22 protein-coding genes are annotated in these 26,715 nt (G+C 68.3%); 12 read left to right on the forward strand and 10 right to left on the reverse strand.

Going from position 1 to position 26,715, the window contains the following annotated elements:
- Positions 1-43 precede the first annotated feature (43 nt).
- Genes ABE473_RS01890 through coaBC form a run of 3 tightly spaced genes read right to left on the reverse strand, consistent with a single transcriptional unit; the run spans position 44 to position 4,128 of the window.
- Complete coding sequence (locus tag ABE473_RS01890) at positions 44-2,386, reverse strand: phosphomannomutase/phosphoglucomutase (protein ID WP_346488300.1); 2,343 nt, start codon at positions 2,384-2,386, stop codon at positions 44-46.
- Positions 2,387-2,398: 12 nt separating this feature from the next.
- The gene (dut, locus tag ABE473_RS01895; protein ID WP_176990955.1) at positions 2,399-2,872 is read right to left on the reverse strand and encodes a dUTP diphosphatase; all 474 of its coding nucleotides are present in this window, start codon (positions 2,870-2,872) and stop codon (positions 2,399-2,401) included.
- A complete protein-coding gene (gene coaBC, locus ABE473_RS01900; RefSeq protein ID WP_346478395.1) occupies positions 2,869-4,128 on the reverse strand; it encodes a bifunctional phosphopantothenoylcysteine decarboxylase/phosphopantothenate--cysteine ligase CoaBC in 1,260 nt (419 codons plus the stop codon). The genes dut and coaBC overlap by 4 nt, the downstream gene beginning before the upstream one ends.
- Positions 4,129-4,322: 194 nt before the next feature.
- On the opposite strand from coaBC, the gene radC reads away from it, so the two are divergent.
- The 3 genes from radC (at position 4,323) to ABE473_RS01915 (ending at position 7,694) form a co-directional block, all read left to right on the forward strand.
- Positions 4,323-5,012: a DNA repair protein RadC gene (gene radC / locus ABE473_RS01905; protein ID WP_346478396.1), complete on the forward strand. Its 690-nt coding sequence runs from the start codon at positions 4,323-4,325 to the stop codon at positions 5,010-5,012.
- 102 nt (positions 5,013-5,114) lie between these two features.
- Positions 5,115-6,803, forward strand: a complete 1,689-nt coding sequence (gene argS / locus ABE473_RS01910) for an arginine--tRNA ligase (protein WP_176990952.1) — start codon at positions 5,115-5,117, stop codon at positions 6,801-6,803.
- Between the two features lie 18 nt (positions 6,804-6,821).
- Entirely contained in the window at positions 6,822-7,694 is an 873-nt protein-coding gene (locus ABE473_RS01915) for an SPOR domain-containing protein (protein WP_346488301.1), read from the forward strand.
- A gap of 202 nt (positions 7,695-7,896) precedes the next feature.
- Here ABE473_RS01915 and ABE473_RS01920 read toward each other — a convergent pair whose 3' ends face one another.
- Both ABE473_RS01920 and ABE473_RS01925 read right to left on the reverse strand, forming a co-directional pair.
- Entirely contained in the window at positions 7,897-8,646 is a 750-nt protein-coding gene (locus ABE473_RS01920; protein ID WP_176990950.1) for an SDR family NAD(P)-dependent oxidoreductase, read from the reverse strand.
- A 121-nt stretch (positions 8,647-8,767) separates the two neighbouring features.
- Positions 8,768-9,220 carry a hypothetical protein gene (locus ABE473_RS01925; protein ID WP_346488302.1) on the reverse strand — a complete coding sequence of 151 codons (453 nt, stop codon included), beginning with the start codon at positions 9,218-9,220 and terminating at the stop codon, positions 8,768-8,770.
- A 190-nt stretch (positions 9,221-9,410) separates the two neighbouring features.
- Here ABE473_RS01925 and ABE473_RS01930 point away from each other — a divergent pair, with 190 nt between their 5' ends.
- The gene (locus ABE473_RS01930; RefSeq protein ID WP_176990948.1) at positions 9,411-9,881 is read left to right on the forward strand and encodes a DUF1456 family protein; all 471 of its coding nucleotides are present in this window, start codon (positions 9,411-9,413) and stop codon (positions 9,879-9,881) included.
- Here ABE473_RS01930 and ABE473_RS01935 read toward each other — a convergent pair.
- Positions 9,856-10,782, reverse strand: a complete 927-nt coding sequence (locus ABE473_RS01935; RefSeq protein ID WP_346488303.1) for a LysR family transcriptional regulator — start codon at positions 10,780-10,782, stop codon at positions 9,856-9,858. The two genes, ABE473_RS01930 and ABE473_RS01935, sit on opposite strands and share 26 nt — an antisense overlap.
- Positions 10,783-10,881: 99 nt before the next feature.
- Between ABE473_RS01935 and ABE473_RS01940 the strand changes: the two genes are divergently transcribed.
- Positions 10,882-12,063, forward strand: coding sequence for an MFS transporter (locus ABE473_RS01940; RefSeq protein WP_346488304.1), 1,182 nt, complete (start codon positions 10,882-10,884; stop codon positions 12,061-12,063).
- 12 nt (positions 12,064-12,075) lie between these two features.
- Here the strand turns inward: ABE473_RS01940 and ABE473_RS01945 are convergent, their stop codons facing one another.
- On the reverse strand, positions 12,076-12,714 hold the full coding sequence (locus ABE473_RS01945) for a TorF family putative porin (RefSeq protein WP_346488513.1): 639 nt from the start codon (positions 12,712-12,714) through the stop codon (positions 12,076-12,078).
- A gap of 235 nt (positions 12,715-12,949) precedes the next feature.
- Here ABE473_RS01945 and ABE473_RS01950 point away from each other — a divergent pair, with 235 nt between their 5' ends.
- Entirely contained in the window at positions 12,950-13,339 is a 390-nt protein-coding gene (locus ABE473_RS01950) for a DUF6165 family protein (protein ID WP_176990945.1), read from the forward strand.
- A gap of 21 nt (positions 13,340-13,360) precedes the next feature.
- On the opposite strand, the gene ABE473_RS01955 is transcribed toward ABE473_RS01950, so the two are convergent.
- Positions 13,361-14,104: a FadR/GntR family transcriptional regulator gene (locus ABE473_RS01955; RefSeq protein ID WP_179460437.1), complete on the reverse strand. Its 744-nt coding sequence runs from the start codon at positions 14,102-14,104 to the stop codon at positions 13,361-13,363.
- A gap of 89 nt (positions 14,105-14,193) precedes the next feature.
- On the reverse strand, positions 14,194-17,085 hold the full coding sequence (locus tag ABE473_RS01960) for a TonB-dependent receptor (RefSeq protein WP_346478403.1): 2,892 nt from the start codon (positions 17,083-17,085) through the stop codon (positions 14,194-14,196).
- 280 nt (positions 17,086-17,365) lie between these two features.
- On the opposite strand from ABE473_RS01960, the gene ABE473_RS01965 reads away from it, so the two are divergent.
- Genes ABE473_RS01965 through ABE473_RS01990 form a run of 6 tightly spaced genes read left to right on the forward strand, consistent with a single transcriptional unit; the run spans position 17,366 to position 26,222 of the window.
- Entirely contained in the window at positions 17,366-19,591 is a 2,226-nt protein-coding gene (locus ABE473_RS01965) for a polysaccharide lyase 6 family protein (protein WP_346488305.1), read from the forward strand.
- Positions 19,592-19,608: 17 nt separating this feature from the next.
- Positions 19,609-21,822 (forward strand): oligoalginate lyase, encoded by a 2,214-nt coding sequence (locus tag ABE473_RS01970; protein ID WP_346488514.1) that lies wholly within the window; start codon positions 19,609-19,611, stop codon positions 21,820-21,822.
- Positions 21,819-23,111 carry an MFS transporter gene (locus tag ABE473_RS01975; protein ID WP_346488306.1) on the forward strand — a complete coding sequence of 431 codons (1,293 nt, stop codon included), beginning with the start codon at positions 21,819-21,821 and terminating at the stop codon, positions 23,109-23,111. Before ABE473_RS01970 ends, ABE473_RS01975 begins: the two co-directional genes overlap by 4 nt.
- Positions 23,112-23,154: 43 nt before the next feature.
- A complete protein-coding gene (locus ABE473_RS01980) occupies positions 23,155-23,910 on the forward strand; it encodes a glucose 1-dehydrogenase (protein ID WP_019185567.1) in 756 nt (251 codons plus the stop codon).
- Positions 23,911-23,940: 30 nt separating this feature from the next.
- Complete coding sequence (locus tag ABE473_RS01985; RefSeq protein ID WP_346488307.1) at positions 23,941-25,122, forward strand: GDSL-type esterase/lipase family protein; 1,182 nt, start codon at positions 23,941-23,943, stop codon at positions 25,120-25,122.
- Positions 25,119-26,222: a sugar kinase gene (locus ABE473_RS01990; RefSeq protein ID WP_346488308.1), complete on the forward strand. Its 1,104-nt coding sequence runs from the start codon at positions 25,119-25,121 to the stop codon at positions 26,220-26,222. The genes ABE473_RS01985 and ABE473_RS01990 overlap by 4 nt, the downstream gene beginning before the upstream one ends.
- A 10-nt stretch (positions 26,223-26,232) precedes the next feature.
- On the opposite strand, the gene ABE473_RS01995 is transcribed toward ABE473_RS01990, so the two are convergent.
- Positions 26,233-26,658, reverse strand: coding sequence for an NUDIX domain-containing protein (locus ABE473_RS01995; RefSeq protein ID WP_346488309.1), 426 nt, complete (start codon positions 26,656-26,658; stop codon positions 26,233-26,235).
- Between the last annotated feature and the right edge of the window lie 57 nt (positions 26,659-26,715).

Consider the following 26,715-nt stretch of genomic DNA (forward strand, 5'->3'; position numbering starts at 1 on the left):
ATCGCCAGGGTAGGTACCGACCGTTGGTCGGTACCCACGCAAATCAGAAGCCCAGCGCCACACCCGGCAGCAACGGCTGCAGCTGCGCGCGGAACAGCGCCTTGATGCGCTCCAGCGCGGCCTCGTCATCGGCCTCGAAACGCAGCACCAGTACCGGGGTGGTGTTCGATGCACGCACCAGGCCCCAGCCATCGGGGAAGTCGGCACGCAGGCCGTCGATGGTGGACAGGCGCGCGCCAGCGAACGGCGAGTCCTCCACCTGCACCGACGACACGAACAGCGACACCAGGGCATGCGGCGTGCCCGCATCGACCGGCACCTTCAGCTCCGGGGTCGACACGCTGTCGGGCAGTTCATCGAGTACCTCCGACGGCGTCTCCTCGCGCTGGGCCAGGATCTCCAGCAGACGCGCGGCGGCGTACAGGCCGTCGTCGAAACCGAACCAGCGCTCCTTGAAAAAGAAGTGCCCGCTCATCTCGCCCGCCAGCTCGGCGTCGGTCTCGCGCATCTTCGCCTTCATCAGCGAATGGCCGGTCTTCCACATCAGCGGGCTGCCGCCGTTGCGCAGCACGTAGTCGGACAGCTTGCCACTGCACTTCACGTCGTAGATCACCAGCGCGCCCGGGTTGCGCATCAGCACGTCAGCGGCGAACAGCATCAACAGACGATCCGCGTAGATGATCTTCCCTTCGCCGGTGACCACGCCGAGGCGGTCGCCGTCGCCATCGAAAGCCAGGCCGAGGTCCGCATCAAAGCGCTTCACGGTCTGGATCAGGTCTTCCAGATTGTCCGGATCGCTCGGGTCCGGATGGTGGTTGGGGAAGGTGCCGTCCACATCGCAGTACAGCGGAATCACTTCGGCACCGATCGCCTCCAGCAGCGGCTGGGCGAGCTCGCCCGCCACCCCGTTGCCGGCATCGGCGACCACCTTGAGCGGGCGGTCCAGCTGCACGTCATCGGCAATGCGCTGGATGTAATCGGCGTTGACCTCGCGGGTCTGGAAGCTGCCCGGCTCGGACGCCACGTGCAGCTGGCCATCGCGGATGCGGTGGTACAGCTCGGTGATCGCATCGCCGGACAGCGTTTCGCCACCGACCACGATCTTGAAGCCGTTGTAATCGGGCGGATTGTGGCTGCCGGTCACCGCCACGCAACTGCCCGCGCGCAGGTGGTAACTGGCGAAGTACACCACCGGGGTCGGCGCCAGGCCGATGTCGGTGACGTTGCAGCCGGCGCGGCGCAGGCCTTCGATCAGCCCGGCGGTGAGCTCGGGGCCGGAGAGGCGGCCATCGCGGCCGACCACGATGTCGCGCAGGCCTTGGACCTGCAGTACCGAGCCGATCGCCTGGCCGATCAGGGCGGCGACCTTCGGGGTCAGCTCGCGGCCGACCACGCCGCGGATGTCGTAGGCGCGGAAGATCTCGGCCGCGACGGCCTCGCCCGGGACGGACGGCGGTGGCGGCGTCGCTTCGTCAATGCGCTCGACGGCGGCCGCCGCCAGCGTGGCCTGGGCGAGGCTTTCGCTCAGGGTCGGGCCGCTGTCGGTGGCGCTCTCGGCGGTACCGCGGCGGCGCGGCAACGGCACCTTGCCCTTGCCCAGCACCAGCAGCCCGGCGATCAACAGCAGCAACGCGGCGACGATCGCACTGGGGATCGCCCCCAGCCCCAACGGACCCGGTTCGATATCCGGCACGGCGGCGGACAGACGCAGCCCACTGCGCCCGATCGGGCGCGCCAGTGCTTCAGCGCCGCCGGACAGCCCGCGGCTGCCCTGTTCGACGACGTTGTGACTGCCCTGGCGCAGGGCGAGGTAACCGTCGCCCGGCACGGCGACCTTGTCGAACACACCGGTCAGGCGCAGCAGTGGCTGGCGGATATAGACGACGGCCGCGCCCTGCGGGCCGAGATCGACCGCCGCCGCCAGACCAAGACGTTGCCCGCCGGCATCACGCACCACGCGGGCGACCGGCGCGTTATCGGCGATGGCCGCTTCGAGCAGCGCCAGGCGCGAGTAACCGAAGGCCTTCGGATCGGCGTAGGCCACATCCAGATCGGCGGTGAGGATCTGGACGTCCTCCACGCCCGGCCAGCCTTCGCGAATGGCGACGGCGGCCGCCTGGGCGTTGCCGCTGGCCAGTGCAGTTGCAACGCGCTCGGTCTTGAGCAGCGTGGCCAGTTTGCCGAGCTGCCCGGTCAGGGCCGTCTGCAGGCCCTCGACCACACGGTCGCGCGACTGCTCAAGCTCCGCACCCACGGCGGCCTGGCGCCACTGGCGCACACCGCTCCACCCGAACCAGACCGCCAACAGCACCAGCAGCACGGCCAACAGCGGCACCGAGCGCCCTGTGGTCAACCGCGGCCGTCCTTCCGCCTTCGCCTTGCTCATGACGCTCCCCTGTCAGCGCACCCCGGTATGGCCGAATCCACCCGTTCCCCTGGCGCTGTCGCTGAAAGTATCCACTACCTGAAGGGCCACGCGTGCAATCGGCAGCACCACCAGCTGGGCGATGCGATCACCGGGCTGCAGGGTGAAGGGTTCGCGGCCCCGGTTCCAGGCGCTGATCAGCAGCGGGCCCTGGTAATCGGCGTCGATCAGGCCGGTGCCGTTGCCCAGCACGATGCCGTGGCGATGGCCCAGGCCGGAGCGCGGCAGCACCACGGCGGCCAGGTTCGGGTCGGCGATATGGATCGCGATGCCGCTGGGAATCAGCGCGGTGTCGCCGGGCTGCAGGGTGAGCTCGGTCTCCAGCGCGGCGCGCAGATCCAGCCCGGCGCTGTGCTCGGTGGCGTAGGCCGGCAGCGGCCATTCGTCGCCGAAACGCGGGTCCAGCAGCTTGACCTGCAGCGGCTGCAGGGAGGAATCGATGGTCATGCGTGCAACCTCTGGGCAATCAGGGACAACAGTTGTTCGGCCAGCACGGCCTTGGAGGTGCCGGGGAACACCTGTTCGCCGCCCTGCCAGTAGGCCGTGGCCGCGTTTTCATCGCTTTCGAAACCGCCGGTGCTGATCCCGACCTGGTTGGCGATCACCAGGTCCAGGCGCTTGTCCACCAGCTTGCCACGCGCGTATTTCTCCACGTCGTGGGTCTCGGCAGCGAAACCGACCACCAGCTTGAGCGCGTTGGTCTGCGCGGCGACTTCGGCCAGGATGTCCGGGGTACGCACCAGTTCCAGGGTCAGGCTCTGGGTACCGGCGGTCTTCTTGAGTTTCTGCGGGGCGATCTGGCGCGGGGTGTAATCGGACACTGCGGCCGCACCGATATAGATGTCGGCCGGCAACGCACCCAGCACCGCTTCGCGCATCTGCGCGGCCGAACGCACGTCGACGCGCTGCACGCCGGCGGGCGTGGCCAGCTGGACCGGGCCACTGACCAGCACCACCTGCGCGCCCAGGCGGGCGGCGGCGGCGGCCAGGGCGTAGCCCATCTTGCCGCTGCTGCGGTTGCCGACGTAGCGCACCGGATCGATGTCTTCATAGGTGGGGCCGGCGCTGATCAGCACGCGCAGGCCCTTCAGCTCGCTGCTCGCCGGCGGCTCGGCGGGGGCCGGCGCGTGCAGCCCGGCCAGCGCGGCCACGATCGCGTGCGGTTCGGTGAGCCGGCCCGGGCCGGACTCGCCTTCGGCCAGCGGACCGTCTTCCGGCCCGATCACCTGGGCACCGCGCTCGCGCAGCAGGCCGATGTTGGCCTGGGTGGCCGGGTGCAGCCACATGCGGTGGTTCATCGCCGGGCACACGGTCAGCGGCGCGGTGGTGGCCAGGCACAGGGTGGTGACGAGGTCATCGGCGTGGCCGTGGGCCAGGCGCGCGAGCAGATCGGCGGTCGCCGGTGCGACCACGATGCGGTCGGCCCAGCGGGCCAGCTCGATATGGCCCATCGCCTGCTCGGCCGCGCTGTCCCACAGCGTGGTGCGGGTCGGCTGGCCGGACAGCGCCTGGAAGCTCAGCGGGGTGACGAACTGCTGGGCCCCGGCGGTCATCGCGACCTGCACCTGGGCCCCGGCATCGCGCAGGCGGCGCACCAGTTCCAGCGACTTGTAGGCAGCGATCCCGCCACCAACGCACAACAACAGCTTCTGGCCTTCCAACGGGCGCGCGGCCGCCGGAGAAGCCTGGGGGGAGTCAGCCACCTTGGGTGTTCCTGTCGAACCGAGGCGATTAGCTTACCCGATGGTCCGTAAGCCGCCTGATGCGCCAGCGGCATAAGGAGGCAGGTTTTCGTCATAAGGAATCGCCCGACGTGGCACGTTGCCCTGCATTTACCGACACGATGGCGCCCGGTTCACCGATGGTGGATTCGCCGCCCCCTACAGACACTGGGGTCATGTCGATCCGAGACTGGCCCAGCGCCGAGCGTCCCCGCGAAAAACTGCTGGCCCAAGGTGCCGGCGCCCTGTCCGATGCCGAACTGCTCGCGATCTTCCTCGGCTCAGGCCTGCGCGGCCGGGATGCGGTCGAAACCGCCCGCGATCTGTTGCAGTCCCACGGCCCCCTGCGCAACCTGCTTGACCTGCCGGCCAGCGCGCTGGCGGCGCTGCCCGGCCTTGGGCCGGCCCGCAGCTGCAAGCTGGTGGCCGGGCTGGAGCTCGCGCATCGGCATCTGGCTGCCGAGCTGGCGCGGGGCGAAAGCCTGCGCGACCCCGCCGCCGCCGGCCGTTACTTCAAGCAGCGGCTGCGGGCGCGGCCCAACGAGGTGTTCGCCGCGCTGTTCCTGGACAACCAGCACCGCACGCTGGCCTGCGAGGAGCTGTTCAGCGGGACGGTGGATGCGGCGGCGGTCTACCCGCGTGAAGTGGTCCGCCGCGCCCTGCTGCACAACGCGGCGGCGGTGATCGTCAGCCATAACCATCCCTCGGGCAGCGCCGAGCCCTCGCTGGAGGACCGCCGGATCACCACGCTGCTGCAGCAGGCCTTGGCGCTGGTGGATATCCGGCTGCTCGACCATGTCGTGATCGGCGACGGGGCCCCGGTATCGATGGCCGCGCGCGGCTGGATGGGCACCGGAACGGCCTGATCCGGCGTGGGAAACGCCGCCGCTGGGGCCCGGTTCAATGGATCGGGCTGGCTTCTGGGCTAAAATTGCCGATTCCGCCGCTCCAGTCCCAAAGCAGGCCTTGTGAAAAATCTCCTCCGCGCCCTGATCAGCCAAGGCATCGAAGCCTTGCGCGCCAACGGCACTCTGCCGGCCGATACCCTGACCCCGGAATTCGTGGTCGAACGCCCGAAGACCCGTGAGCACGGCGATTTCGCCACCAACGCCGCGATGCTGCTGGCCAAGCCGGCGCGCAGCAACCCGCGCGCCCTGGCCCAGGCGCTGCTCGATGCGCTGCCCAAGAGCGATGACGTGGCCCGCGTCGAGATCGCCGGCCCGGGCTTCATCAATTTCCACCTCGCCCCCAGCGCCTACCAGCGCGAAGCGGCCGGCGTGCTCAAGGAAGGCGCCGATTACGGCCACAACCTGAGCGGCAACGGCCGCACCGTGGGCGTGGAATACGTGTCGGCCAACCCGACCGGTCCGCTGCATGTCGGCCACGGCCGCGCGGCGGCGATCGGTGACTGCCTGGCGCGCCTGCTGGAAGTGAACGGCTGGAACGCCAAGCGCGAGTTCTACTACAACGACGCCGGCGTGCAGATCGAAAACCTGGCGCTGTCCACCCAGGCGCGTGCGAAGGGCCTCAAGCCCGACGATGCCGGCTGGCCGGAAGCGGGCTACCGCGGCGATTACATCCAGGACGTGGCCAACGCCTACCTGGCCGGCGCCACCGTGGAGCTGGAAGGCCACTCGGTGGTCGGCGAGCGCGACCCGGACAACCTCGATGCGATCCGTCGCTTCGCGGTGGCCTACCTGCGCAACGAGCAGAACCAGGACCTGGCCGCGTTCGGCGTGGATTTCGACATCTACTTCCTGGAAAGCTCGCTGTACAAGGATGGCAAGGTCGAAGAGACCGTCGCCCAGCTCAACGCGGCCGGCCATACGTATGAGGAGGGCGGCGCGCTGTGGTTGCGCTCGACCGACTTCGGTGACGACAAGGACCGCGTGATGCGCAAGTCCGACGGCACCTACACCTACTTCCTGCCGGACGTGGCCTACCACCTCTCCAAGTGGCAGCGCGGCTACGAGCGCGCGATCACCGAGCTGGGCGCGGACCACCACGGTTCGCTGGCGCGCGTGCGTGCCGGCCTGCAGGCGCTGGACGTCGGCATCCCGAAGGGCTGGCCGGAGTACGTGCTGCACCAGATGGTGACGGTGATGCGCGGTGGCGAGGAAGTGAAGCTCTCCAAGCGTGCCGGCAGCTACCTGACCCTGCGCGACCTGATCGAAGAAGCCGGCCGTGATGCCACCCGCTGGTTCCTGATCGCGCGCAAGCCCGATTCGCAGCTGACCTTCGATATCGATCTGGCCCGCCAGCAGAGCAACGACAATCCGGTGTTCTACGTGCAGTACGCGCATGCCCGCGTCTGCAGCCTGCTGCGCCAGGCGCAGGAAAAGGGCCTGAGCTACACGCCGGCTGCGGGTCTGGCCGGTCTGTCCTCGCTGGGCGACGACGCCTCGCTGTGGCTGATGGTGGAAATGTCGCGCTTCCCGGAAGTCGTCGAAGCGGCCGGCCTCGCGCTGGAACCGCACCTGATCGCGCAGTATCTGCGTGAATTGGCGCACGCCTTCCACACGTGGTATCACGGCACGCAGGTACTGGTGGCCGACGAAAGCGAACGCAACGCCAAGCTGACGCTGGCCTGCGCCGCGCGCCAGGTCCTGGCCAATGGTCTGAACATCCTGGGCGTTTCCGCCCCGGAAAAAATGTAAGCAGTGGAGAAGCAGTAAATGGCAGCACGACGCGGCAAGAGCCAGGCACGGCGCAACAGCAACCAGGGCACCCCGGGATGGGTGTGGCTGGTCGCGGGTGTGGCGATTGCGGCCGTGGTGTTCCTGGCGGCACCGAACCTGTTCAAGAACGACGGCGATGGCTTCCTGCGGGTCGGCCCGCAGCCGGACCCGAACGCCCAGCCGGCCCCGGTGAGCGACGCCGAGACCGACGTCGGCACCGAGCTGCCCAAGCCGGGCACCGCCAAGCCTGCCGAAGCGGCCAAGCCGGCGGCGACGCAGTACGACTTCTACACCCTGCTGCCCGGCAAGGAAGTGGAAATGTCCGATGCCGAGCTGGCGGCCAGCGCACGCGCCGAAGATCAGCGCCGTGCCAAGGCGGAAGCGCAGCGCGCGCAGGCGGCGCTGGAAGGCCGCCCGTTGCCGCCCGCACCGGCGCCGAACAGTACCGCGGCGACCACGTCGGCGGCCCCGGTGAGCACCGCCCCGCTGCCCGCCCCGGTAGCGGAACGCCCGGCGGCGACCACGGCTGCGGCGGCAACGCCGGCGCAGACGGCTGCGGCTACTCCGGCGGCACCGAAGCCGGCGGCTACTGCGGCGACGACGCCTGCTGCTACAGCGGCTGAGCCTGCGGCCAGCAACGTGCGTTACATCCTGCAGGCAGGCGCCTTCGGTGCTTCCGGCGATGCCGAGGCGACCAAGGCCAAGCTGGCGATGATCGGCCTGCCCGCGCGCGTGGAATCGGCGCAGATCAACGGCAAGACGGTGTATCGCGTGCGCATGGGGCCGTATGGCAGCGCGGGCGAGCTGGCCGAAGCCAAGCAGAAGCTGGATGGGACGGGGCTGCAGGCGATGGCGATCAAGGCGCAGTAGCCGCGCGCCGCGCGACTACCCCAAGGTTGCGCTACGCGAAACCTTGGGCCCCTGCGGGTACCTCCACATCCCCGCGCCTGCCGGCGCGCCCCCTTGCACTCCAAGGGGGCTGTTGCTCCAGATGCAACCCGAACGCCGGCCCTTGGGTCGGCGTTCTTGTTTCAGACAGCACCCCTCGCTTGGCGGCAAGCGGATGATGCGCTCAGTCGCGCGCGACCTGGAAGCCGGCGAACGACTGGCTGACCGGCATTACTTCGAGGCGATTGATGTTCAGGTGTGCCGGCAGCGAGGCGACCCAGAAGATCTGCTCGGCGATGTCCTCGGCGGTCATCGGGTTGGCGCCGGTGTAGAGCTTGTCCGAGGCCGCCTGGTCGCCATGGGTGCGGACCACGGTGAACTCGGTTTCCGCCATGCCCGGCTCGATCGTGGTCACGCGCACGCCACTGCCGTGCAGGTCCGAGCGCAGGCCGAGCGAGAACTGGCTGACGAAGGCCTTGGTGCCGCCATAGGCGTTGCCGCCCGGATAGGGGTACACGCCGGCGACCGAGCTGATGTTGATGATCGCGCCCTTGCGCGCGACCAGCTGCGGCAACAGGCGATGGGTCAGCGTCACCAGGGCGGTGACGTTGGTGTCGATCATGGTGCGCCAGTCTTCCAGCGAGGCGCTCTGGGCCGGGGCGGTGCCCTGGGCCAGGCCGGCATTGTTGACCAGCAGGTCGATGTCGGCGAACCCGGCCGGCAGGGCGGCCAGGGCCGCTTCCATCGCCACGCTGTCGCGCACGTCGAACACCGCGGCATGCACGCGCTCGGGACCGTAGGCGTCGACCAGCGGCTGCAGGCGCTCGGCCCGGCGCCCGGTGGCGATCACGCGCCAGCCGGCCTGGGCGAAACGGTGGACAGCGGCGGCGCCAAAGCCGGAGGTGGCGCCGGTAATCAGAGCGGTACGGGTCATCGAGGTACTCCGTGAAGATCCCGACCATTTTCGCACCGATGCACGCACGGTGTAGAGCCGGGCGCTGCCCGGCTGCCCGGCTGCCCGGCTGCCCGGCTGCCCGGCGCTGCGGGTCGGCGGGTCAGCGGATGCGGAACACCCGTGCCTTGGGCAGGTCTTCATCCACCTGCAGGAACCAGCGGCCGGCGATGCCCGGCACCACGACGATCTCGGGGTTGCTGCGGGCGGTCTTGAGCGTCATCTCGCCCTTGAGCACCTGCCACTGCTGGCCGTTGTCGAGGGTGAACACGGTGCCGGGGGCCCAGCCGTCTACTTGGCCGCTGACCTTGGCGTGGATCGGGCCATCGTCTAGCCCGGGGAACATCGGGGCCGGCGTTGGTAGACCCGGGCCTGCGGCCGGCGCCGCCGCGACGGCGACCGGTGCCGGGGCGTCGGCCTCGGCCTGGCGCAGCAGGCGGTTCAGCGTCTGCAACTGGCCCGGGGTCAGCCCGACCTCGGCCAGCGCCTGCGGATCCAGCCGCTGTTCCAGCGCCACATAAGGGGCCTGCGCCCCTGCCTGGCCCGCCAGCAACATGCCCACACACCCGAGTACCTGCCACCTGCGCATTGCCTGCTCCACTGCCTGTCGATGCCTGATCGCGGCACTGTGCTTCACTTTCATGGCAGCCAGATGACAGCGACCACCGGTCGCAGCCGGCCGCGCGCCCGGCACGGGGTAAAATGGCCGCCAGCCGCGCAGCCGCGCCGGCGGTATTGGACGTCCCATGATCAACAACGATGTACTGCGCAGCATCCGCTACATGCTCGACCTCAGCGACGGCATGATCGCCGACACCTGTGCCCTGGCCGATCCGGCCTTCGTGGTCGACAAGGCCGATGTGGCCGGCTGGCTGCGCAAGGAAGACGAAGAAGGTTTCGTGCCCTGCGACGACCGCACCCTGGCGCATTTCCTGGATGGCCTGATCGTGCATTTCCGCGGCCGCGACGAGAGCCAGCCGGTCCGCCCGGTGGAAAAGCGCATCACCAACAACCTGGTGCTGAAGAAGCTGCGCGTCGCCTTCCAGCTGAAGGACGTGGACATGCACGAAGTGTTCGACGCTGCCGGTTTCTCGGTCTCCAAGCCGGAACTGTCCGCGCTGTTCCGCCAGCCGGACCACAAGAACTACCGCGCCTGCGGTGACCAGATGCTGCGCAATTTCCTCAAGGGCCTTACCCTGCGCGTGCGCGCCGCCTGAGAGCGGTGTTGGTGCGTGGCGCCGGTGTCGGGGCCACGTGCTGCAGCAGTTCCTCCATGAAGGCCCGCGCCGCCGGCGTGGGCAGGTTCGACCAGACCGCATGCACGCGCCGGGTCGGTGCACCCTGGATTGCCACACAGGCAACGCCGCTGAAACCGGCGGCGATCGCCTGCGGCACGATGCCAACCGCCAGGCCCTGCTGCACGAAGCGCTCGACCAGCGCCATGTGATTGATCTCGAACGGCACCCGATGGGGCAGTCCGGCGGCGGCGAAGGCCTCGTCGGTCTGCCGGCGGGCCCCACTCCCCTGCGGGAAATCCACCAGCGGAAGCTCGGCCAGCGTCGCCAGCGAGAGCCGTCTGCGCGTCGCCAGCGGATGGGCGGGCGGCAGCACGGCGACCATCGATTCCTCGGCCAGCAATCGGTGCTGGGCGCCCTCGATCGGCGTGCCCGGCGACAAGCCCACCAGCGCCACGTCCAGCCGCCGCTCGCGCACATCGGCCATCAGCACTTCGCTCTTGTCCATGCGCAGGCGGAACGCGACCTGCGGATAGCGCCGATGGAACGTCGCCAGGCAGGCGACCAGATCCACGGCGGTCAACGAAGTGATCTGGCCGATGTGCAGGATGCCGCGCACCTGGCCACCGACGGCGGCAACGTCATCGCGCAGATGCCGCAGCGAGGCGAGCACCTGGCGTGCGTGCGTCAAGAGTGCTTCACCGGCGGGCGTTACCCTGACCTGGCGCGGCAGCCGCTCGAACAGCGTGGCCTGCAGTTCGTCCTCGAGATGGGCGATCTGGTGGCTCAGCGCTGACTGCACGACGTGGCAGCGCTGCGCGGCACGGGTGAAGTTGCCCTCCTCGGCCAGCGCGACCGCGAACTCGAGCTGCTTGAGGTTCATCGCGCCATCTCATTTCCAGATGCATCGGATGATAACTATTCATTTCCCTCATTTGTGGATCAGGCAGACACTGGCGCCCCTTCTTATCCGGAGCCCGTCATGACCCACGACGCGCCCTCCCCGCTCAGCCGCTGGCAGGTCCTGCTGATGGCCTTCGCCACCGGTGTGGCCGTGGCCAGCAACTATTACGCGCAGCCGCTGCTGCACACCATCGCCGGGCAGTTCGGGGTGTCGTTCGCACGTGCCGGCACGGTGGTGACCGTGGCCCAGCTGAGCTATGCCGCCGGCCTCATCCTGCTGGTGCCGCTGGGCGATCTGTTCGAGCGCCGCCGGCTGATCGTGGTGATGTCACTGCTGTCGGCCTCCGGCCTGGTGCTGAGCGCGCTCAGCCATCAGTTCGTGTGGCTGCTGGTGGGCACCGCGCTGACCGGTCTGTTCTCGGTGGTGGCGCAGGTGCTGGTGCCGTTCGCGGCCACGCTGGCGCGGCCGGAGGAGCGCGGCCAGGTGGTCGGCACGGTGATGAGCGGCCTGTTGCTCGGCATTCTGCTGGCACGCACCGTGGCCGGGGCGCTGTCCTCGCTGGGCGATTGGCGCACGGTGTACTGGATCGCCGCGGGCGCGCTGGTGCTGACCACGGGCATGCTCTATCGGCATCTGCCGCGCTTCCACCAGACCGCCGGGCTGGGCTATCTGCAGCTGCTGCGCTCGATCGGCACCCTGTTCGCGCAGGAGCCGGTGTTCCGCCTGCGTACCGTACTGGGCGCGCTGAGCTTTGCGATGTTCGCGATCTTCTGGACGCCGCTGGCGTTCCTGCTGGCGGCCGAACCCTATGGCTACAGCGATGCGACGATCGGCCTGTTCGGGCTGGTCGGTGCGGCCGGCACGCTGGCCGCCGGCGTGGCCGGGCGCATGGCCGACCATGGCAAGGCCGCCCTGGCCACCACCGTGGCGCTGGTGCTGCTGGCCGCATCGTGGCTGCCGCTGGGCTTTTCCACGCACTCGTTGATCGCGCTGGTGCTGGGCGTGATCGTGCTCGACCTGGCCGCACAGCTGCTGCACGTGAGCAACCAGAACGTGGTGTATGCGCTGCGCCCGGAAGCCCGCAACCGGCTCAATGCCGGCTACATGACCGGCTACTTCATCGGTGGCTCGCTGGGTTCCTTGGTCTCGGCGCAGGTCTTTGATCGCTTCGGCTGGACCGGTGTGTGTGTCACCGGTGCCTGCGTTGCGGTGGTGGCGATGAGCGTCTGGGCGATGTCGCAGGTAAAGCGGCGGGCGTAGCGCCCGCGCACTTCAGAAACTCGTCTGCACCGCGACCTCGACGCGCGATCCCGCGTTGCCCGGGAACAGTCGCTTGGCGGCACCGTCGGTGTCATGCCCGGTCACCCGCAGCTCCCACGGCCCGTGCACACGCCAAACCACGCTCAGCTGTCCGTGCAGGTAGTCATCGGCCTGCGCGCTGTCCAGCCAGTAGCGGCCGACCGCGCCCTCGATACGCCATTGTTCGTCCAGCGGCAAACGCGCGCCGAGCTGGGCGTAGGTGCCGCCGTGGCCACCGGCCAGCGCGTTGTCGGAGACGCCGACCTGCAGCCAGGCGCGCTGCCGCCAGGTGACGGTGCCGTTGAGCTCGGTCCAGTCCAGATCGACCGTGGCGGACGGATAGACGTAGCGGGTCAGGTTGACGTCCACGCTCCAGTCCGGCGTCACCGCCCCGCTCCAGCCCGCGACAAGATCAAACTCGCTGCGCGCGCCGTTGTCCGGCCGGAACGAGACACCCGAGCCCCACGCCGAGGCATACCAACCGGTGCCCGCGCTCAGCTTCACGCCCGCCTGCACGGCCGGATCGCCGTCGCTCTGCGAGCTGCCGCGCCATACGTAGTCCGAGGTCAGCGTCGCATTGCCTTCCACCGCGGCCGCGGCCGCACCGCTCATGACCAGCCCCACCAGCACCGCGCCGCAGCGCAGGCGCTGTTTCGAATAGTTACCCACCACGTGTCCCGCTCCAGATGACGGCCGCGCCGTCGAGAGCGACAGTGTCCTCAGGACCGGCGTAAAGCCGCCATGGCGTGGGCACCCGATCGGCGCAACGTTTCTGTAAATCCTGCGTCAGGGTGGTGCCCGGGGGTGCGCGGTATCATGGCCGCTCTGACCTGTTGCGAGTAATGGCGTGGACGCGATCCTGACCCCGGTATCGATTGGCGAGCTGATCGACAAGATCACCATCCTGGAAATCAAGGCCGAACGCATTGCCGATGCCGGCAAGAACGCCAACGTCCGCAAGGAACTCGACGGTCTGTGGCCGCTGTGGCAGCAGCAGGTGGGCGCTCAGCCCGGGCTGGAGGCGCTGAAGACGCAGCTCAAGGCGATCAACGAGCGCATGTGGGAGATCCAGGACCAGCTGCGCGACAAGGAAGCAGCGCAGGTCTTCGACGATGCCTTCATCCAGCTGGCCCGCGGCGTCTATGGCACCAATGGCGAGCGGGTCAAAGTGAAGAACGAGATCAACCGCATCGCCGGCTCGCAGTTGGTCGAAGAGAAGCAGTACCAGGGCGAATAAGGCCGCCGGTACGCACCGGGCTCAGTGCCCGGTCGCGGCCCTGAAGCGTTCGCGGTCCTGCTGGGTCCGCCGGCGGATTTCGGCCAGCGCTTCATTCTCGGTGGCTTCCAGCATCGATTCGAACAGCCGCTGGAAGTGGTTGCGCATGGCCAGCCGCGCCGCCGCCGGGTCGCGCTGGCGCAGCGCATCGAGAATCCGGGTGTGTTCTTCGTCGCGGGTGTCATCGTCGTTGTGGCAGACGTTGGCGTAGACCTGCTTGACCCGCGGCAGCTCGTTGCGCATCCGCCAGATCAGCTGCACGCAGTGCTCCACCACCGGGTTGCCGGCGATGCGTGCAATCGAGAGGTGGAACTGGCGGTCGGCCTCGCTGGCCGCCGCTTCGCCGGAGTTGGGATCGACCATGGCCGCGATCAGGCCGGCCAGGTCCTCCAGTTCGGCATCGGTGATGCGGCTGGCGGCCATCGCCGCGGCCTCGGCCTCGATCACCGCGCGTGCGGCGGTCAGGTCGAACGCCGAGACGTCGGGCAGTGCGCCCGGCGCCTGCGACGGCTTGGCCTTCACGTAAACGCCCGAGCCGGTCTTGATGGTGATCAGGCCCTGCGCTTCCAGCGCGATTTCCGCCTCCCGCACCGTCACCCGGCTCACGCCCAGGCGTTCGGCCAGGTCGCGTTCGCCCGGCAGGCGCGAGCCCGGCGGGAATTCGCCCTTCTCGATCAGCGCGACGATTTCGGCGGCAATGGACTGGTACAGACGGGGTTCGGACATCATCAAAGGCCTGCTGACAGGTGGCTGGGGACCGACACGCGACCGCGCCTTCAGAGAGCGGCGCGGTCGGAAAAACCGCGCCACTGACCTCAGAAGCGGTAGCGCACCCCCAGATAATACCGCCGCCCGTACGTGGTGTACTCGCGGAAGCTGCCGAGGATGGGCATATCCGACACCCGCGGCTCATCGGTGAGGTTGCTGGCCGACAGCGACAGCGACAGGTGCTTGTTCACCTTGTAGGTGGCGCGGAAGTCCAGCGAGCCATTGTCCCGCACATAACGGTTCTGCGACGGGTCGCCGACAAACTGCTGGTAATAGTCGGAGCGGTACTTGTAGATCGCCTGCAGGTCGAGCTTGCCCAGGCCCCAGTACACCTGTGCCGAGGCCACATGCTTGGAGAGGCCGAAGATGTTGGCCGGCTCGACGATGCCCGGGGTCACCACGCCGGTGGTCGGGTCGGTGGACTCGCCCAGGCGCAGGTCTTCGGTCTTGAAGTTGGAATCGGCGTAGTTGTAGCTGGCCTTCACGCCCAGCCCGGAGAAGATGCCCGGCAGGTAGGAGAAGCTGTGCGAGGCGGTGAACTCGACGCCGAACAGATCGCTCTTCTGGTCGCTGGTGGCCAGCTGCTCCACCGGCACGGTCACGCTCTGGCCGTCGATATCGAAGGATTCGTTGACGATCACCGGCATCGAGCCGCCGTTGAACTGCTTGTAGTAGAGCGCACCGGACAGCATGGTGTCTTCGTTGGCATACCACTCCAGCGAGAGGTCGCCGTTCCACGACATCAACGGCTTGGCGCGCGGGTTGCCGGTGGCGGTGATGCTGCGCAGTGCATCGCCGACGCTGTTGAACTCGGTATCCACCTCACCCAGGTTGAAGGTGCGGCCGAAGCCTTCGGCGGCCAGGTCCGGACGCGACATCGCCCGATAGGCACCGACGCGCAGCAGCAGGTCCGGGCGCAGCTCGAAAGCGGCATTGAAGCTGGGCAGCCATTCGGTGTTGCTGGACTTGAGCACCTGCGAGGTGAAATCGCCGGTGGGTTCCAGGGTCACGGTGCCGTCGGGATTGTTGATCACATCCAGGCCGCTGCGCAGGCCGACCGAACGCACCTCGGTGCGCACACCACGCACGCCGATGTTGCCGGTCACCGGCAGGCCGAACCATTCGGCGCTGTAGTCGCCCATCAGGTAGAGCGCGCTGGTCTTCTCGGTGACATCGTTGTTGGCCGGGTTGCGCAGGTCCGCGCTGAGGCCGGTGTCGTCCACGCCGGTGAAGGCCTTGAACAAACAGCGGCTGTCGAAGCTGGCCCACTGGTCGATGGTGTTGCCGCTGGCGTTGTCCAGGAAATCGTCCTGCGGGAAGGCCTGGCGGCAGGCCAGGTTGGCAGCGCGGATCGCGGCGACATTGGTGGTGGTGACATCCACGGTGTCGGTGTAATCGGTGTAGGTGGCTTCGGACCGGCGCAGGCCGCCCTTGATCGCGGTGAAGAAGCCGCTTTCCGGGGTGAACGTGGCATCGAAGCGGCCCGCGCGGATGGTGTGCTCGCGGTTCTGCTGGCGACGACGCACCAGCGCCGAATCGGTGAAGTTGTCCGGGTTGTTCACATCGAACGCCGGATCCAGAGAGATGCTCGGCACATCGCCGCTGTAGTCGTAGGTGTAATCGACGTAGCGCGTGTTCTTGATGCCGCCGACCGGCTGGCCGTTGACGTCGGTGCGACCGGCGCGCAGGCGGGTGCTGCGTTCGATCTGGTCACGCAGGGTGTTGGAGTAGGACAGATCGGTGGACAGCGTCCACGCCGGACTCGGCCGGAAGATCACGTTGAGCCCGCCACCGGTGTATTCCTCCTGGCGCTCCAGGAAGTTGCCGGTCGAATCTACCGTGGTGCTGCCGGTGTGGTGCAGCAGCGCGCCATCGTCGGTGACCACGCGGTTGTTGAGGTTGCGCATCATCGAGGACAGCGACAGATCCGAGCGGTCCTCGGTGTAGTCGCGCTTGGAGTGCTGGTAATCCAGGTTCACTTCCACCGTATCGCTGGGCCGCCACTGGAGCGCGGCGAACTGCGAATCGCGCTTGTCGTGCTCGATGAACTGGCGGTAGATGCGGCTGCTGGGCACCAGGTAGTACGGCACGCCGTTGGCCACGTCCTTGCCGTTGACCTGGGTGCAGTTGCGCGTCGCGCCGACCACTTCACGGCCATCGCAGGCGACCCAGGTGGAGCTGCTGGAGAACATTTCTTCCGGGTTGCTGCCTTCCAGCGCCTGCACGCCGATGGAGACACCGAGCTTGCCGGCGTTGCCCATGTCGAACTGGTCGATGTAGCTGGCCGTACCGCGCCAGCCCACGCCGTCCTTGTCCTTGAGCCGATCGTCGTACTCCTGCCAGGTGCCGCGGCCGTCGAGCTGGAACGTGCGTTTGCCATATTCCAGCGGCTTGACCGTCTCCATGTTGATCGTGCCGGCCACGCCGCCTTCAACGAAGTCGGCGCGCTGGGTCTTGTAGATCGCCACGGTGTTGATCAGCTCGGACGGGAACTGGTTGAAGTTCACCGAGCGGTCGCCGCTGCCATTGGTGGCCTCGCGACCGTTGAAGGTGGACGAGCCGAGGAACGGCCCAAGGCCACGGATCGAGATTTCCGAGGCACCGCCCTTCTCGCGATGGGTGGACGCCCCGGTGATGGTTTCGATCGCTTCACCGATCGACAGGGCCGGCAGATCGCCGATGTCGTCGGCCGCCAGCACGTCGGAGACCACAGTCTCCTCGCGCTTCTTGTCGATCGAGGTCTGGATGGTGCCGCGGATGCCGGTCACCTGGACCTGGTCCAGCGTGGTGGCTTCAGCCGGCGGCGTGGCCGGGGCATCGGCGTCCTGTGCGTGGGCCAGCGGCAGGGCCGCGGTGGCACACAGGGCATAGAACAGCGCGCTGTGCAGCGCGGTGTGGCGGAGGCCTCGTGGCGAGGCCGTACGGCGGTCATGCAACATCGTGATCTCCCTCCCAGGATGGATCGTCCGATTACACGGATTCGATCCGGAAGATTCACGACTGATGGACCAATGTCAATGAATTGGTACTAAAGTCTACCCCGCACCACCGCCCAGACCACTTTGCACGGATTTAATGTGCGGACGCAGCAGAAAAATGCGCAAATCGCATACCACATGCACCTAAAGTGGTATGCGATTGTGGTTGACGTGCACGTCCGGCAACCTGTTAGGATCGTGGCTCGCGTTGGTCGCTACGGTTCATCTGGGAGGGTAACCCGTGACTTTGCAACACCCGCACGCGCCGTTGGCGCTGCGCCCCATGGCCAAGGCCCTGCTGGTGAGCCTTTCGCTGGCGACGTTCCCTGCCGTGGCGGCCGATTACTTGGTGCGCGATGCTGCTGCATACGCCACCGCGGTACGCGCCCTCGCCCCCGGCGATACGGTGGTCCTGGCGGATGGCGTCTGGCGCGACGTCGACCTGCTTTTCCGGGGTACCGGCAAAATTGGTCAACCAATTAAGTTGACGGCGCAGACCCCCGGCAAGGTGATTCTCAGCGGCCAGTCCCAGCTGCGGTTGGCCGGCGCGCATCTGGAGGTCTCCAACCTTGTGTTCCGCGATGGCTGGGCACCCGGCGGTGAAGTGATCTCGTTCCGGCGGTCGACCAGCGAGTGGGCCGACCACAGCCGGGTCACCGGGATCGTGATCGACCGCTACAACAAGCCGGACCGCCAGCAGTCCGATCACTGGGTGGCGCTCTACGGCCAGCACAACCGCTTCGACCACAACCAGCTGGTGGGCAAGACCAATGCAGGCACCACCCTGGTGGTGGTGCGCAACGCCACCAGCGGCCTGGACAACCAGCACCGCATCGACCACAACTGGTTCGGCCCGCGCCCCAACCTGGGCTCCAACGGCGGCGAGACGATGCGCATCGGCACCAGCCACGATTCGCAGTCCGATTCGCGCACCGTGGTGGAGAACAACTGGTTCGAGCAGTGCGATGGCGAGGTCGAGATCGTCTCCAACAAGTCCGGTGGGAACACGTACCGCGGCAACGTCTTCCAGGACTCTCGCGGCTCACTGGTGCTGCGCCACGGCCATGGCAATCTGGTCGAGCGCAATGTGTTCCTCGGCCATGGCAAGGCGCATACCGGCGGGGTGCGCGTGATCAACCGCAACCAGACCGTGCGCGACAACTACTTCGAAGGCATCGCCGGCGACAACTTCGCCGCCGCCTTGAGCGTGATGGCCGGTACGCACAACGCGCCATTGAACCGCTACGAGCAGATCGACCATGCGGTGATCGAACGTAACAGCTTCATCCAGGTCGGCACCCTGCTGCTGGGCGCGGGGCTGGATGAGGAGCGCAATGCGATGCCGGTGAACAGCCGCATCGCCGGCAACCTGTTCATCGGCGATGGGAAACGCGATCTGCTGCGCACGCAGGGTGACCTCTCCGGCATCACCTTCGCCGGCAACGTGCAGAGCCCTGCCGTGTCACCCGGCTTCCCCGGCGGTGTCCGCGCTCAGTCCCTGACCCTGCAGCGCGCGGCCAACGGCCTTCTTTACCCCACCACCGCGGTCGATGCCGGTGCTCCGCGCGACCTGGCCCCGATTGCGCGCGACCAGGTCGGCGTGGACTGGTACCCCAAGGCCCTGCCGGCCACCGCACTGGATAGTGGCGCCGTGCGCCAGGTCGCACCGGGCGAGGACACGTTGACCGCCGCCGTGGCCGCCAGCGCTCCCGGCGACCGCCTGCAGCTGCAGCGCGGCCGCTATACGGTGAGCCAGGTGCTGGCGGTGAATCATCCGCTCAGCGTGCTCGGCCCCGCGCGCGGCCAGGCCAGCGTGCAGTTCTCGCGGCCGAGCCTGTTCGAGATCGGCGCGGGCGGTTCGCTGCGCCTGGCGCGGCTGGACATCGACGGCGCGCTCGCACCGGACGCCGCCGGCAACGCAGTGATCCGCGTGCCGCCCGGCAGCCAGGCCTTCAACTACACGTTGCTTGTCGAAGACAGCCGCGTGCACGGGCTGACCGCCAACAAGGCCTTCGACGTGATCGCCACCGGCAAGGGCAGCCTGGCCGCGCGGATCGCGCTCGTGAACGTCACGGTGGAGGACATCAGCGGCAGCGTGATCGCCGCGGCCGCCGAGACCGATGACCTCGGCACCTACAACGCCGAGCAGGTCGATCTGCTGGACTCCCGCTTCCGCCGCATCGGCGGACCGGTGTTGAACCTGTATCGCGGCGGCACCGACGAAAGCACCTTTGGCCCGGCGCTGCAGGTGCGCGGCAACCAGTTCGAGCAGGTGGGCGTGGCAGATGACACCAGCCTGCGCCTGCATGGCGTGCAGTTCGCCAGCATCCGCGACAACCGCTTCGACCGCAGCGGCCGCATCCGTTTCAGCCATCGCGTCGGGGAACCCACCCTGCGCATGGGCGACAACCCGCTGACGGCCACCGCGCCGTTGCTGTCCGATACCCCTGTTGAGGCCCTGCCATGAATCACGCCCCGCCCCTGATGCTGCTGCTCGCCGCCACGCTTGGCGGGGCCGCATTGCCCGCTGCGCAGGCCGCCCCCGCCGCCCGGCAGGCGCCCGCCGACGCTGCCACCGCGCCGGTGCTGGTCACCGCCGCGCAGTGGACGCAGATGCGGGCCGAGGGCGCGCGCTCGCCGCTGTTCGCCAGGGAACAGCAGCGGGCCGAGCAGCGCGTGCGCGCGATGATGACGGCCGGTATCGACGTTCCGGTGCCCAAGGACAAGGGCGGTGGCTACACCCACGAACAGCACAAGCGCAATTACCAGGCCATCCAGGCGGCCGGCGCGCTGTACCGCCTGACCGGCGACAAGGCGTATGCCACCTTCGCCCGCGACCTGCTGCTGGGCTACGCCAAGCTCTACCCGGGCCTGGGCGCGCATCCGCAGGGCCGCGGCCAGATCCCCGGCCGGCTGTTCTGGCAGACCCTCAACGATTCGGTCTGGCTGGTCAGCGCCGCGCAGGGTTACGACGCGATCCGCGACACGCTCAGTGCCGCCGACCGCGACACCATCGATACGCATGTGTTCCGCGCGATGGCCGATTTCCTGTCCGGCACGCCGGAGAACTTCGACAAGATCCACAACCACGCCACCTGGGCTGTCGCTGCCGTGGGCATGACCGGCTACGTCCTGCGCGATACCGGCTACGTCGACAAAGCCCTGCAGGGCAGCAGACGCGATGGCAGCGCCGGCTTCCTGAAACAGGTCGATCAGCTGTTCTCGCCGGACGGATATTACGAAGAAGGCCCGTACTACCAGCGGTATGCGCTGGCCCCGTTCATCCTGTTCGCCAACGCCATCGAGCGCAACGAACCGCAGCGCGGCATCTTCAAGCGCCGCGACGGCGTGCTGCTCAAGGCCGTGGATGCGCTGGTGCAGAGCAGCTACGGCGGCTACTTCTTCCCGATCAACGACGCCATCCTCGACAAGGGCCTGGACACCGAGGAACTGGTGGCCGGCATCGATATCGCGTACGCGCAGACCGGCGATGCCCGCCTGCTTTCAGTGGCCCAGACGCAGAAGCGCGTGCTGCTCTCGCCGGAGGGCCTGCAGGTGGCCCAGGCGCTGGCCGGGAACAAGGCCAAGCCATTCGCCTTCGTCCCGGCCCTGCTGCGTGACGGCCCGGACGGCACCGAAGGCGCGCTGGCGATCCTGCGCATGGGCGGCGAGGACGGCCAGGCGCTGGTGATGAAGAACACCAAGCAGGGCATGGGCCACGGCCACTTCGACAAGCTCAACTGGCTGTTCTACGACAACGGCCAGCGCGTGGTCACCGACTACGGCGCCGCGCGCTTCCTCAACATCGAGGCGAAGGCCGGCGGCATCTACCTGCCGGAGAACGCCAGCTGGGCACGGCAGACCATCGCGCACAACACGCTGGTGGTGAACGAGCAGAGCCACTTCGGTGGCGACTGGAAGAAGGGCCAGCCACTGGCACCGACCCCGCTGCTGTTCGCGGTCAGCGACGACACCCAGATCGCTTCGGCGCGGATGGAGGGGGCCTATGACGGCGTCAGCTTCACCCGCACCCAGGCGCTGCTCTCGCATCCTGCGCTGGGCGAGCCGGTGGTGCTGGATCTGCTGCGCGTCACCGGCACCAAGGCCGCGCGCTATGACCTGCCGCTGCACTTCAATGGGCACATCATGGACGTGGGCTTCAAGAGCCAGTCCGCGGTCGCCGCGCGTCCGGTGCTGGGCAAGGCCAACGGCTACCAGCATGTCTGGATCGATGCGGCCAGCGAGCCGACCAGCGAGGCGCGCAGCCTGACCTGGCTGCTCGATGGCCGTTTCTATACGTACCGCTTCGCCAGCACTGCACCCTCGCGCGCGTTGATCGGCGAGAGCGGTGCGAACGATCCGTCATTCAACCTGCGCCGCGAGCCGATGCTGCTGCAACGCGTGGATGGCCAGGCGGCCACCACGTTCTACGGCGTGCTCGAACCGCACGGCCAATACGACGGCACCGCCGAAACCGTACGTGGCGCCAACAGCCGCATCGACCGTCTCACCCACTACCGCGGCAAGGATGCGGACGTGCTGGTGCTCGACCTGGCCGGTGGCAAGCGTCTGGCGCTGGGCATCGCCGATGACCCGGCCAAGGGTGGCGCACATGAAGTCAGCGGCGGCGGACACAGCTGGCGCTGGGACGGCGGCTGGAAGCGCTTCGATACCAGCACAGGCAAGGACGGCAAATGAAAGTCACCACGCAGGCCCGCACCTATGTCCGTTGGCTGATCGTGGCGCTGATCGCCGTGGCCACGGTGATCAACTACATCGACCGCAACGCCCTGGCGGTGATGTGGCCGCAGATTTCGCAGGATGTCGGCGCGACCAAGGAGGACTACGCGCTGCTGGTCACGGTGTTCATGCTGTTCTACGCCGCCGGCCAGTTCGTGTTCGGGCGCCTGTTCGACATCATCGGCACGCGGCTGGGCTTCGCGCTGTCGATCGCGGTGTGGTCGGTCTCGATCGCGCTGCACTCGGTCACCCACTCCATCCTGTCTTTCAGCATCGTGCGCGCCATGCTCGGGATCAGCGAGGCCGGCGCATGGCCGGGCGCGGTCAAGGCCAATGCCGAGTGGTTCCCGGCGCGTGAACGTGCGCTGGCGCAGGGCGTGTTCAACGCCGGCGCCTCGATCGGCGCCATCATCTCCGCGCCGCTGATCGCCGTGCTGTTCCTGTGGCTGGGCTGGCGCGGCACGTTCATCCTGATCGGTGCGATCGGCTTCATCTGGCTGCTGCCGTGGCTGATCATCTACCGCGCCGGACCGGACAAGCACCCGTGGGTGAGCGCGGCCGAGCGTGCGCTGATCCTGGATGCGCCGGCCGAGCAGCCTGCGGTGCCGGTTGCCGAGTACGTACCGAACGTGCGCCAGCTGCTGGGCCACCGCCAGACCTGGGGCATCCTGATCTCGCGGTTCTTCCTGGACCCGATCTGGTGGCTGTTCGTGTCCTGGCTGCCGATCTACCTGGCCGACACCTTTGGTTTCGACATCAAGCAGATCGGCATCTTCGCCTGGGTGCCCTACGTCGGCGCGATGATCGGCAGCCTCGGTGGCGGCTGGTTGTCCGGCCGCCTGATCGGCGCCGGCTGGAGCGTGGACAAGGCGCGCAAGGTGGTGATCACCCTGGGCGGCGCGATCATGGCGCCGGCGCTGATCGGCGCGGTGCTGGCCACCGATCCGGTCTGGGCGGTCGTCACCATCGCCTTCGTGCTGCTCGGCTTCCAGATCGCCATCGGCAACATCCAGACCCTGCCCGGCGACATCTTCAGTGGCAAGTCGGTCGGCTCGGTCGCCGGCCTGGGCGGCATGGCCGCGGTGGCCGGCACGCTGATCACCACCTGGCTGGTGCCGGCGATGACCCACGAATCCTACGCACCGATTTTCATCCTGGTGGCGGCCCTGGTGCCGGCCTCCCTGCTGGCGCTGTGGCTGGTCACCGGTCGCGTGGAAAAAATCCACGGCCCGGTCGAGCGCCGCTGAGTCCCCTTCTTCCCTTTCCCCCAACGCATCACAGGAGTGTTTCATGACCCAATTCAAGGACAAGGTGGCGATCGTCACCGGTGGCGGCCGTGACATCGGCCGCGAGATCTCGCTCAAGCTGGCCGCGGCCGGTGCCAAGGTCTGCATCAACTACGCCAACGACGAAGCCAGCGCGCAGGAGACCCTCAAGCAGGTCGAAGCCGCCGGCGGCACCGCGATCGTGCATCGCGCCGACGTCACCGATGCCAAGGCGGTGGCGGCGATGGTCGCCGCGACCCAGGCCGCGTTCGGCCCGCAGATCGACGTACTGGTGAACGTGGCCGGTGGCATGGTCCAGCGCCGTCCGCTGGCCGAGATCGACGAGGCGTTCTTCCACAAGGTGATGGACCTCAACATGAGCTCGGTCTACCTGACCACGCATGCGGTGGTACCGCACATGCCCGAAGGCGGCGCGATCGTGAACTTCGCTTCGCAGGCCGGCCGCGATGGCGGTGGCCCGGGCGCGGCGATCTACGCCACCGCCAAGGCCGCGGTGATGACCTTCACCCGTGCCATGGCGAAGGAGCTGGGCCCGCGCGGCATCCGCGTCAACGCGCTGTGCTGCGGCATGATCGCTACCCGCTTCCATGACGAGTTCACCAAGCCGGAAGTGCGCACCGCGGTGGCCGGCAACACGCCGCTGCGCCGCCAGGGCCGCCCGCAGGAAGCCGCCGATACCGCCGTGTACCTCGCGTCGGATGCGGCCGGTTTCATCACCGGTGCCAACGTCGACGTCAACGGCGGCACCTATTTCTCCTGATTGACCCGCTGACCGCCTGGGAGGGCCGCCATGCTGCGCTGGATCACTGCATTCTCTCTTGCACTTGCCACCAGCGCCGCGGCGCTGCCCGCCCAGGCCCAGGTCTGGGTGCCGGCCTGGACCGCTTCGCCGGCCCCGGACCGTCTCGATGGCACCCCCGAGGCCCCGGTGCAGTTCGCGAACCAGACCGTGCGCCAGGACATGCGCCTGGCCAGTTCGGCCCGCGCCCTGCGCTTCCGCATCAGCAATGAACTCGGCCAGGCACCGCTGCATATCGGCAGTGCCTCGGCCCATCTCACCGGCACCGCCACCGCGGCCAAGCCGGTCACTTTCAATGGGCGTGGCGATGTCGTGGTGCCGGTCGGCGCCGCCCTGCTCAGCGACCCGGTCGCGATCACCGCACCGGCGCTGGCCGACGTCTCGCTCACCGTGTACTTCCCGGATGCCACCCGCCCTGCCGTGCGCCGCACCGCGCTGCGCATCGCCGACGGCCGCGCTGCCACCGTGGGCGATGCAGTCAAACTCGCCTACCGGCAGAACGTGGTCTCCGCCGTGCTGGCCGAACGTACCCGCAAGCCTGTCGTGGTGGTCGCCCTCGGCGACTCGATCACCGAAGGCGCCACGGCCACCCGCGGCAGCAACGGCGACTGGCCCGCACTGCTGTCCGCCCGCCTGCAGCAGGCCTGTCCGGACCAGGTGGTGGTGGTCAACGCCGGCATCAGCGGCAACAAGGTGATGGACCATGGCCGCAGCCATAGCGCGCTGGCGCGGCTGGACCGCGATGTGATCGCGCTGCCGAACGTGGACCGCGTGATCCTGTTCGAAGGCATCAACGACATCCGCCACGACGGTGGAACCCCGCCCGTGGCCGGCCGCAACGCCGAGGACATGGTGCTGGGCTACCGGCAGATCGCGGAGCGCCTGCACAGTAACGGCATCCGCCCGATCGCTGCCACGATCACCCCCTTCGGGGGTTCGGACCGCTACGAGCCGATCGCCGCCGCCACCCGCACCACGCTCAACACCTGGATGCGCGGCGGCCGCAGCGGTTTCGATGGACTGATCGACTTCGACCGGATCCTGCGTGATCCGGCCAACCCGGAGAACCTGCCCGAGGACATCACCCGCGACCACCTGCATCCCAACGATGAAGGCTACCGGCGGATGGCCGACGGCATCGATCTGGCCCTGCTCGGGTGCCCGGCGCGATGAGTGCCCAGACCTTCCGGGTTGCGCCTGACAGCGGGCAGCGCTGGGACGCACTGGCGCTGGGCGAGGTGATGCTGCGCTTCGATCCCGGCGAAGGCCGGATCCGCAGCACGCGCCAGTTCACCGTGTGGGAAGGCGGCGGCGAATACAACGTCGCGCGCGGCCTGTGCAGCACCTTCGAGCATCGCACCGGCGTGCTTACCGCCCTGCCGCGCAATGAGCTCGGCCTGCTCGCCCGGCAGTTGATCCAGGCCGGTGGCGTGGATACCGGCCAGATCGCCTGGCGTGACTACGACGGCATCGGCCGCAACACGCGCATGGGGCTGAACTTCACCGAGCGCGGCTTCGGCGCACGTGCGCCGCTGGGCATCTCCGATCGCGCGTACTCGGCGGCCTCGCAGCTGCAGCCGGAGGCATTCGACTGGGATGCGCTGTTCGGCCAGCACGGCGTGCGTTGGCTGCACACCGGTGGGATCTTCGCCGCCCTGTCCGAGCACAGCGCGGCGACGGCGATCACGGCGGTGCGTGCCGCGCGGCGGCACGGCGTGGCGGTCTCCTACGACCTCAACTACCGTGCCAGCCTCTGGAACAGCCATCCCGATCCGGACGCCGCGCGCCACGCCAACTGCGCGATCGCTGCCGAGTGCGACCTGCTGATCGGCGATGAGTATTCGTTCGCCGCGTGCCTGGGCATGGACCTGAGCGATCTCGGGCGTCGCCACACGCCGATGGATGTCGGCCCGGCCGAGGCCGCCGCGGTGCGTGCACTGGACCGGTTTCCCACGCTGCAGGCCGTGGCCTTTACCCTGCGCGACGCCGCCACGGCGGCCCGGCATGGGTGGGCGGGTGCGCTGCGCACGCGGGCGCAGCTGTATGTCTCCGACGCGCGCGAAGTGGACCTGCTCGACCGCGTCGGCGGTGGCGATGCCTTCGTGGCTGGCGTGGTGCATGCCCTGCTCAGCGGCAAGGGCGAGCAGGCGGCGGTGGACCTGGGCGCCGCGCATGGCGCGTTGGCGATGTCCACGCCGGGCGACTACGCCATCACCAGCCTGGCGGAAGTGGAGGCCGTGGCGCGGGGCGACGGGGCCGCAGCGCGCCGCTGAGGGATGCGTATCAGCGCAGCGTTGAAAGCTGCGCCAGGCCCTGGGTGGCAGAGACGGTCAGCAGCGCGGGCAGTGCGTCCGGCTGGAACCAGTCCAGCGCGAGGATTGCTTCGGGTTCGCGCAGCGTGGCCTGCACCGTTGCCGGTACGCGTGCCAGATACACCGGCGCCACCCAGTGCTGCCCCAGCGCCGGTTCGAAGTGATCCACGACGCACAGCAGCCGTTCGACGGTCACCTCGAGTCCGGATTCTTCCAGGACTTCGCGCACCACGGCATCTTCGACCTTCTCCATCCAATCGACCTTGCCGCCGGGCAGGCCCCAGTGGCCCTGTTCGGGCTGACGCCCGCGCTGGACCAGCAGGATCGCGCCATCGGCGCGCTGGATGACGGCACCGCAACCGAGGCGGGGTTGCTGCAGCGCAGGGGACTCGGACATCAGGCATCTCCATGACAGTGCCTCATTATCCCTCTCCCCGCGGAAACCGCGCCCACG

It is taken from the genome of Stenotrophomonas sp. TWI700, assembly GCF_039673645.1.
GTDB lineage: Bacteria > Pseudomonadota > Gammaproteobacteria > Xanthomonadales > Xanthomonadaceae > Stenotrophomonas > Stenotrophomonas maltophilia_AA.

Coding starts and splice junctions, on each gene's coding strand:
- ABE473_RS01995 (WP_346488309.1), bottom strand. CDS start 26,658: ATGTCCGAGTCCCCTGCGCTGCAGCAACCCCGCCTCGGTTGCGGTGCC.
- ABE473_RS01990 (WP_346488308.1), top strand. CDS start 25,119: ATGAGTGCCCAGACCTTCCGGGTTGCGCCTGACAGCGGGCAGCGCTGG.
- ABE473_RS01940 (WP_346488304.1), top strand. CDS start 10,882: ATGACCCACGACGCGCCCTCCCCGCTCAGCCGCTGGCAGGTCCTGCTG.
- ABE473_RS01935 (WP_346488303.1), bottom strand. CDS start 10,782: ATGAACCTCAAGCAGCTCGAGTTCGCGGTCGCGCTGGCCGAGGAGGGC.
- ABE473_RS01945 (WP_346488513.1), bottom strand. CDS start 12,714: ATGAGCGGTGCGGCCGCGGCCGCGGTGGAAGGCAATGCGACGCTGACC.
- ABE473_RS01985 (WP_346488307.1), top strand. CDS start 23,941: ATGCTGCGCTGGATCACTGCATTCTCTCTTGCACTTGCCACCAGCGCC.
- ABE473_RS01960 (WP_346478403.1), bottom strand. CDS start 17,085: ATGTTGCATGACCGCCGTACGGCCTCGCCACGAGGCCTCCGCCACACC.
- dut (WP_176990955.1), bottom strand. CDS start 2,872: ATGACCATCGATTCCTCCCTGCAGCCGCTGCAGGTCAAGCTGCTGGAC.
- ABE473_RS01955 (WP_179460437.1), bottom strand. CDS start 14,104: ATGTCCGAACCCCGTCTGTACCAGTCCATTGCCGCCGAAATCGTCGCG.
- ABE473_RS01925 (WP_346488302.1), bottom strand. CDS start 9,220: ATGTTGCTGGCGGGCCAGGCAGGGGCGCAGGCCCCTTATGTGGCGCTG.
- ABE473_RS01890 (WP_346488300.1), bottom strand. CDS start 2,386: ATGAGCAAGGCGAAGGCGGAAGGACGGCCGCGGTTGACCACAGGGCGC.
- ABE473_RS01980 (WP_019185567.1), top strand. CDS start 23,155: ATGACCCAATTCAAGGACAAGGTGGCGATCGTCACCGGTGGCGGCCGT.
- radC (WP_346478396.1), top strand. CDS start 4,323: ATGTCGATCCGAGACTGGCCCAGCGCCGAGCGTCCCCGCGAAAAACTG.
- ABE473_RS01930 (WP_176990948.1), top strand. CDS start 9,411: ATGATCAACAACGATGTACTGCGCAGCATCCGCTACATGCTCGACCTC.
- ABE473_RS01970 (WP_346488514.1), top strand. CDS start 19,609: ATGCTGCTGCTCGCCGCCACGCTTGGCGGGGCCGCATTGCCCGCTGCG.
- ABE473_RS01920 (WP_176990950.1), bottom strand. CDS start 8,646: ATGACCCGTACCGCTCTGATTACCGGCGCCACCTCCGGCTTTGGCGCC.
- ABE473_RS01915 (WP_346488301.1), top strand. CDS start 6,822: ATGGCAGCACGACGCGGCAAGAGCCAGGCACGGCGCAACAGCAACCAG.
- ABE473_RS01975 (WP_346488306.1), top strand. CDS start 21,819: ATGAAAGTCACCACGCAGGCCCGCACCTATGTCCGTTGGCTGATCGTG.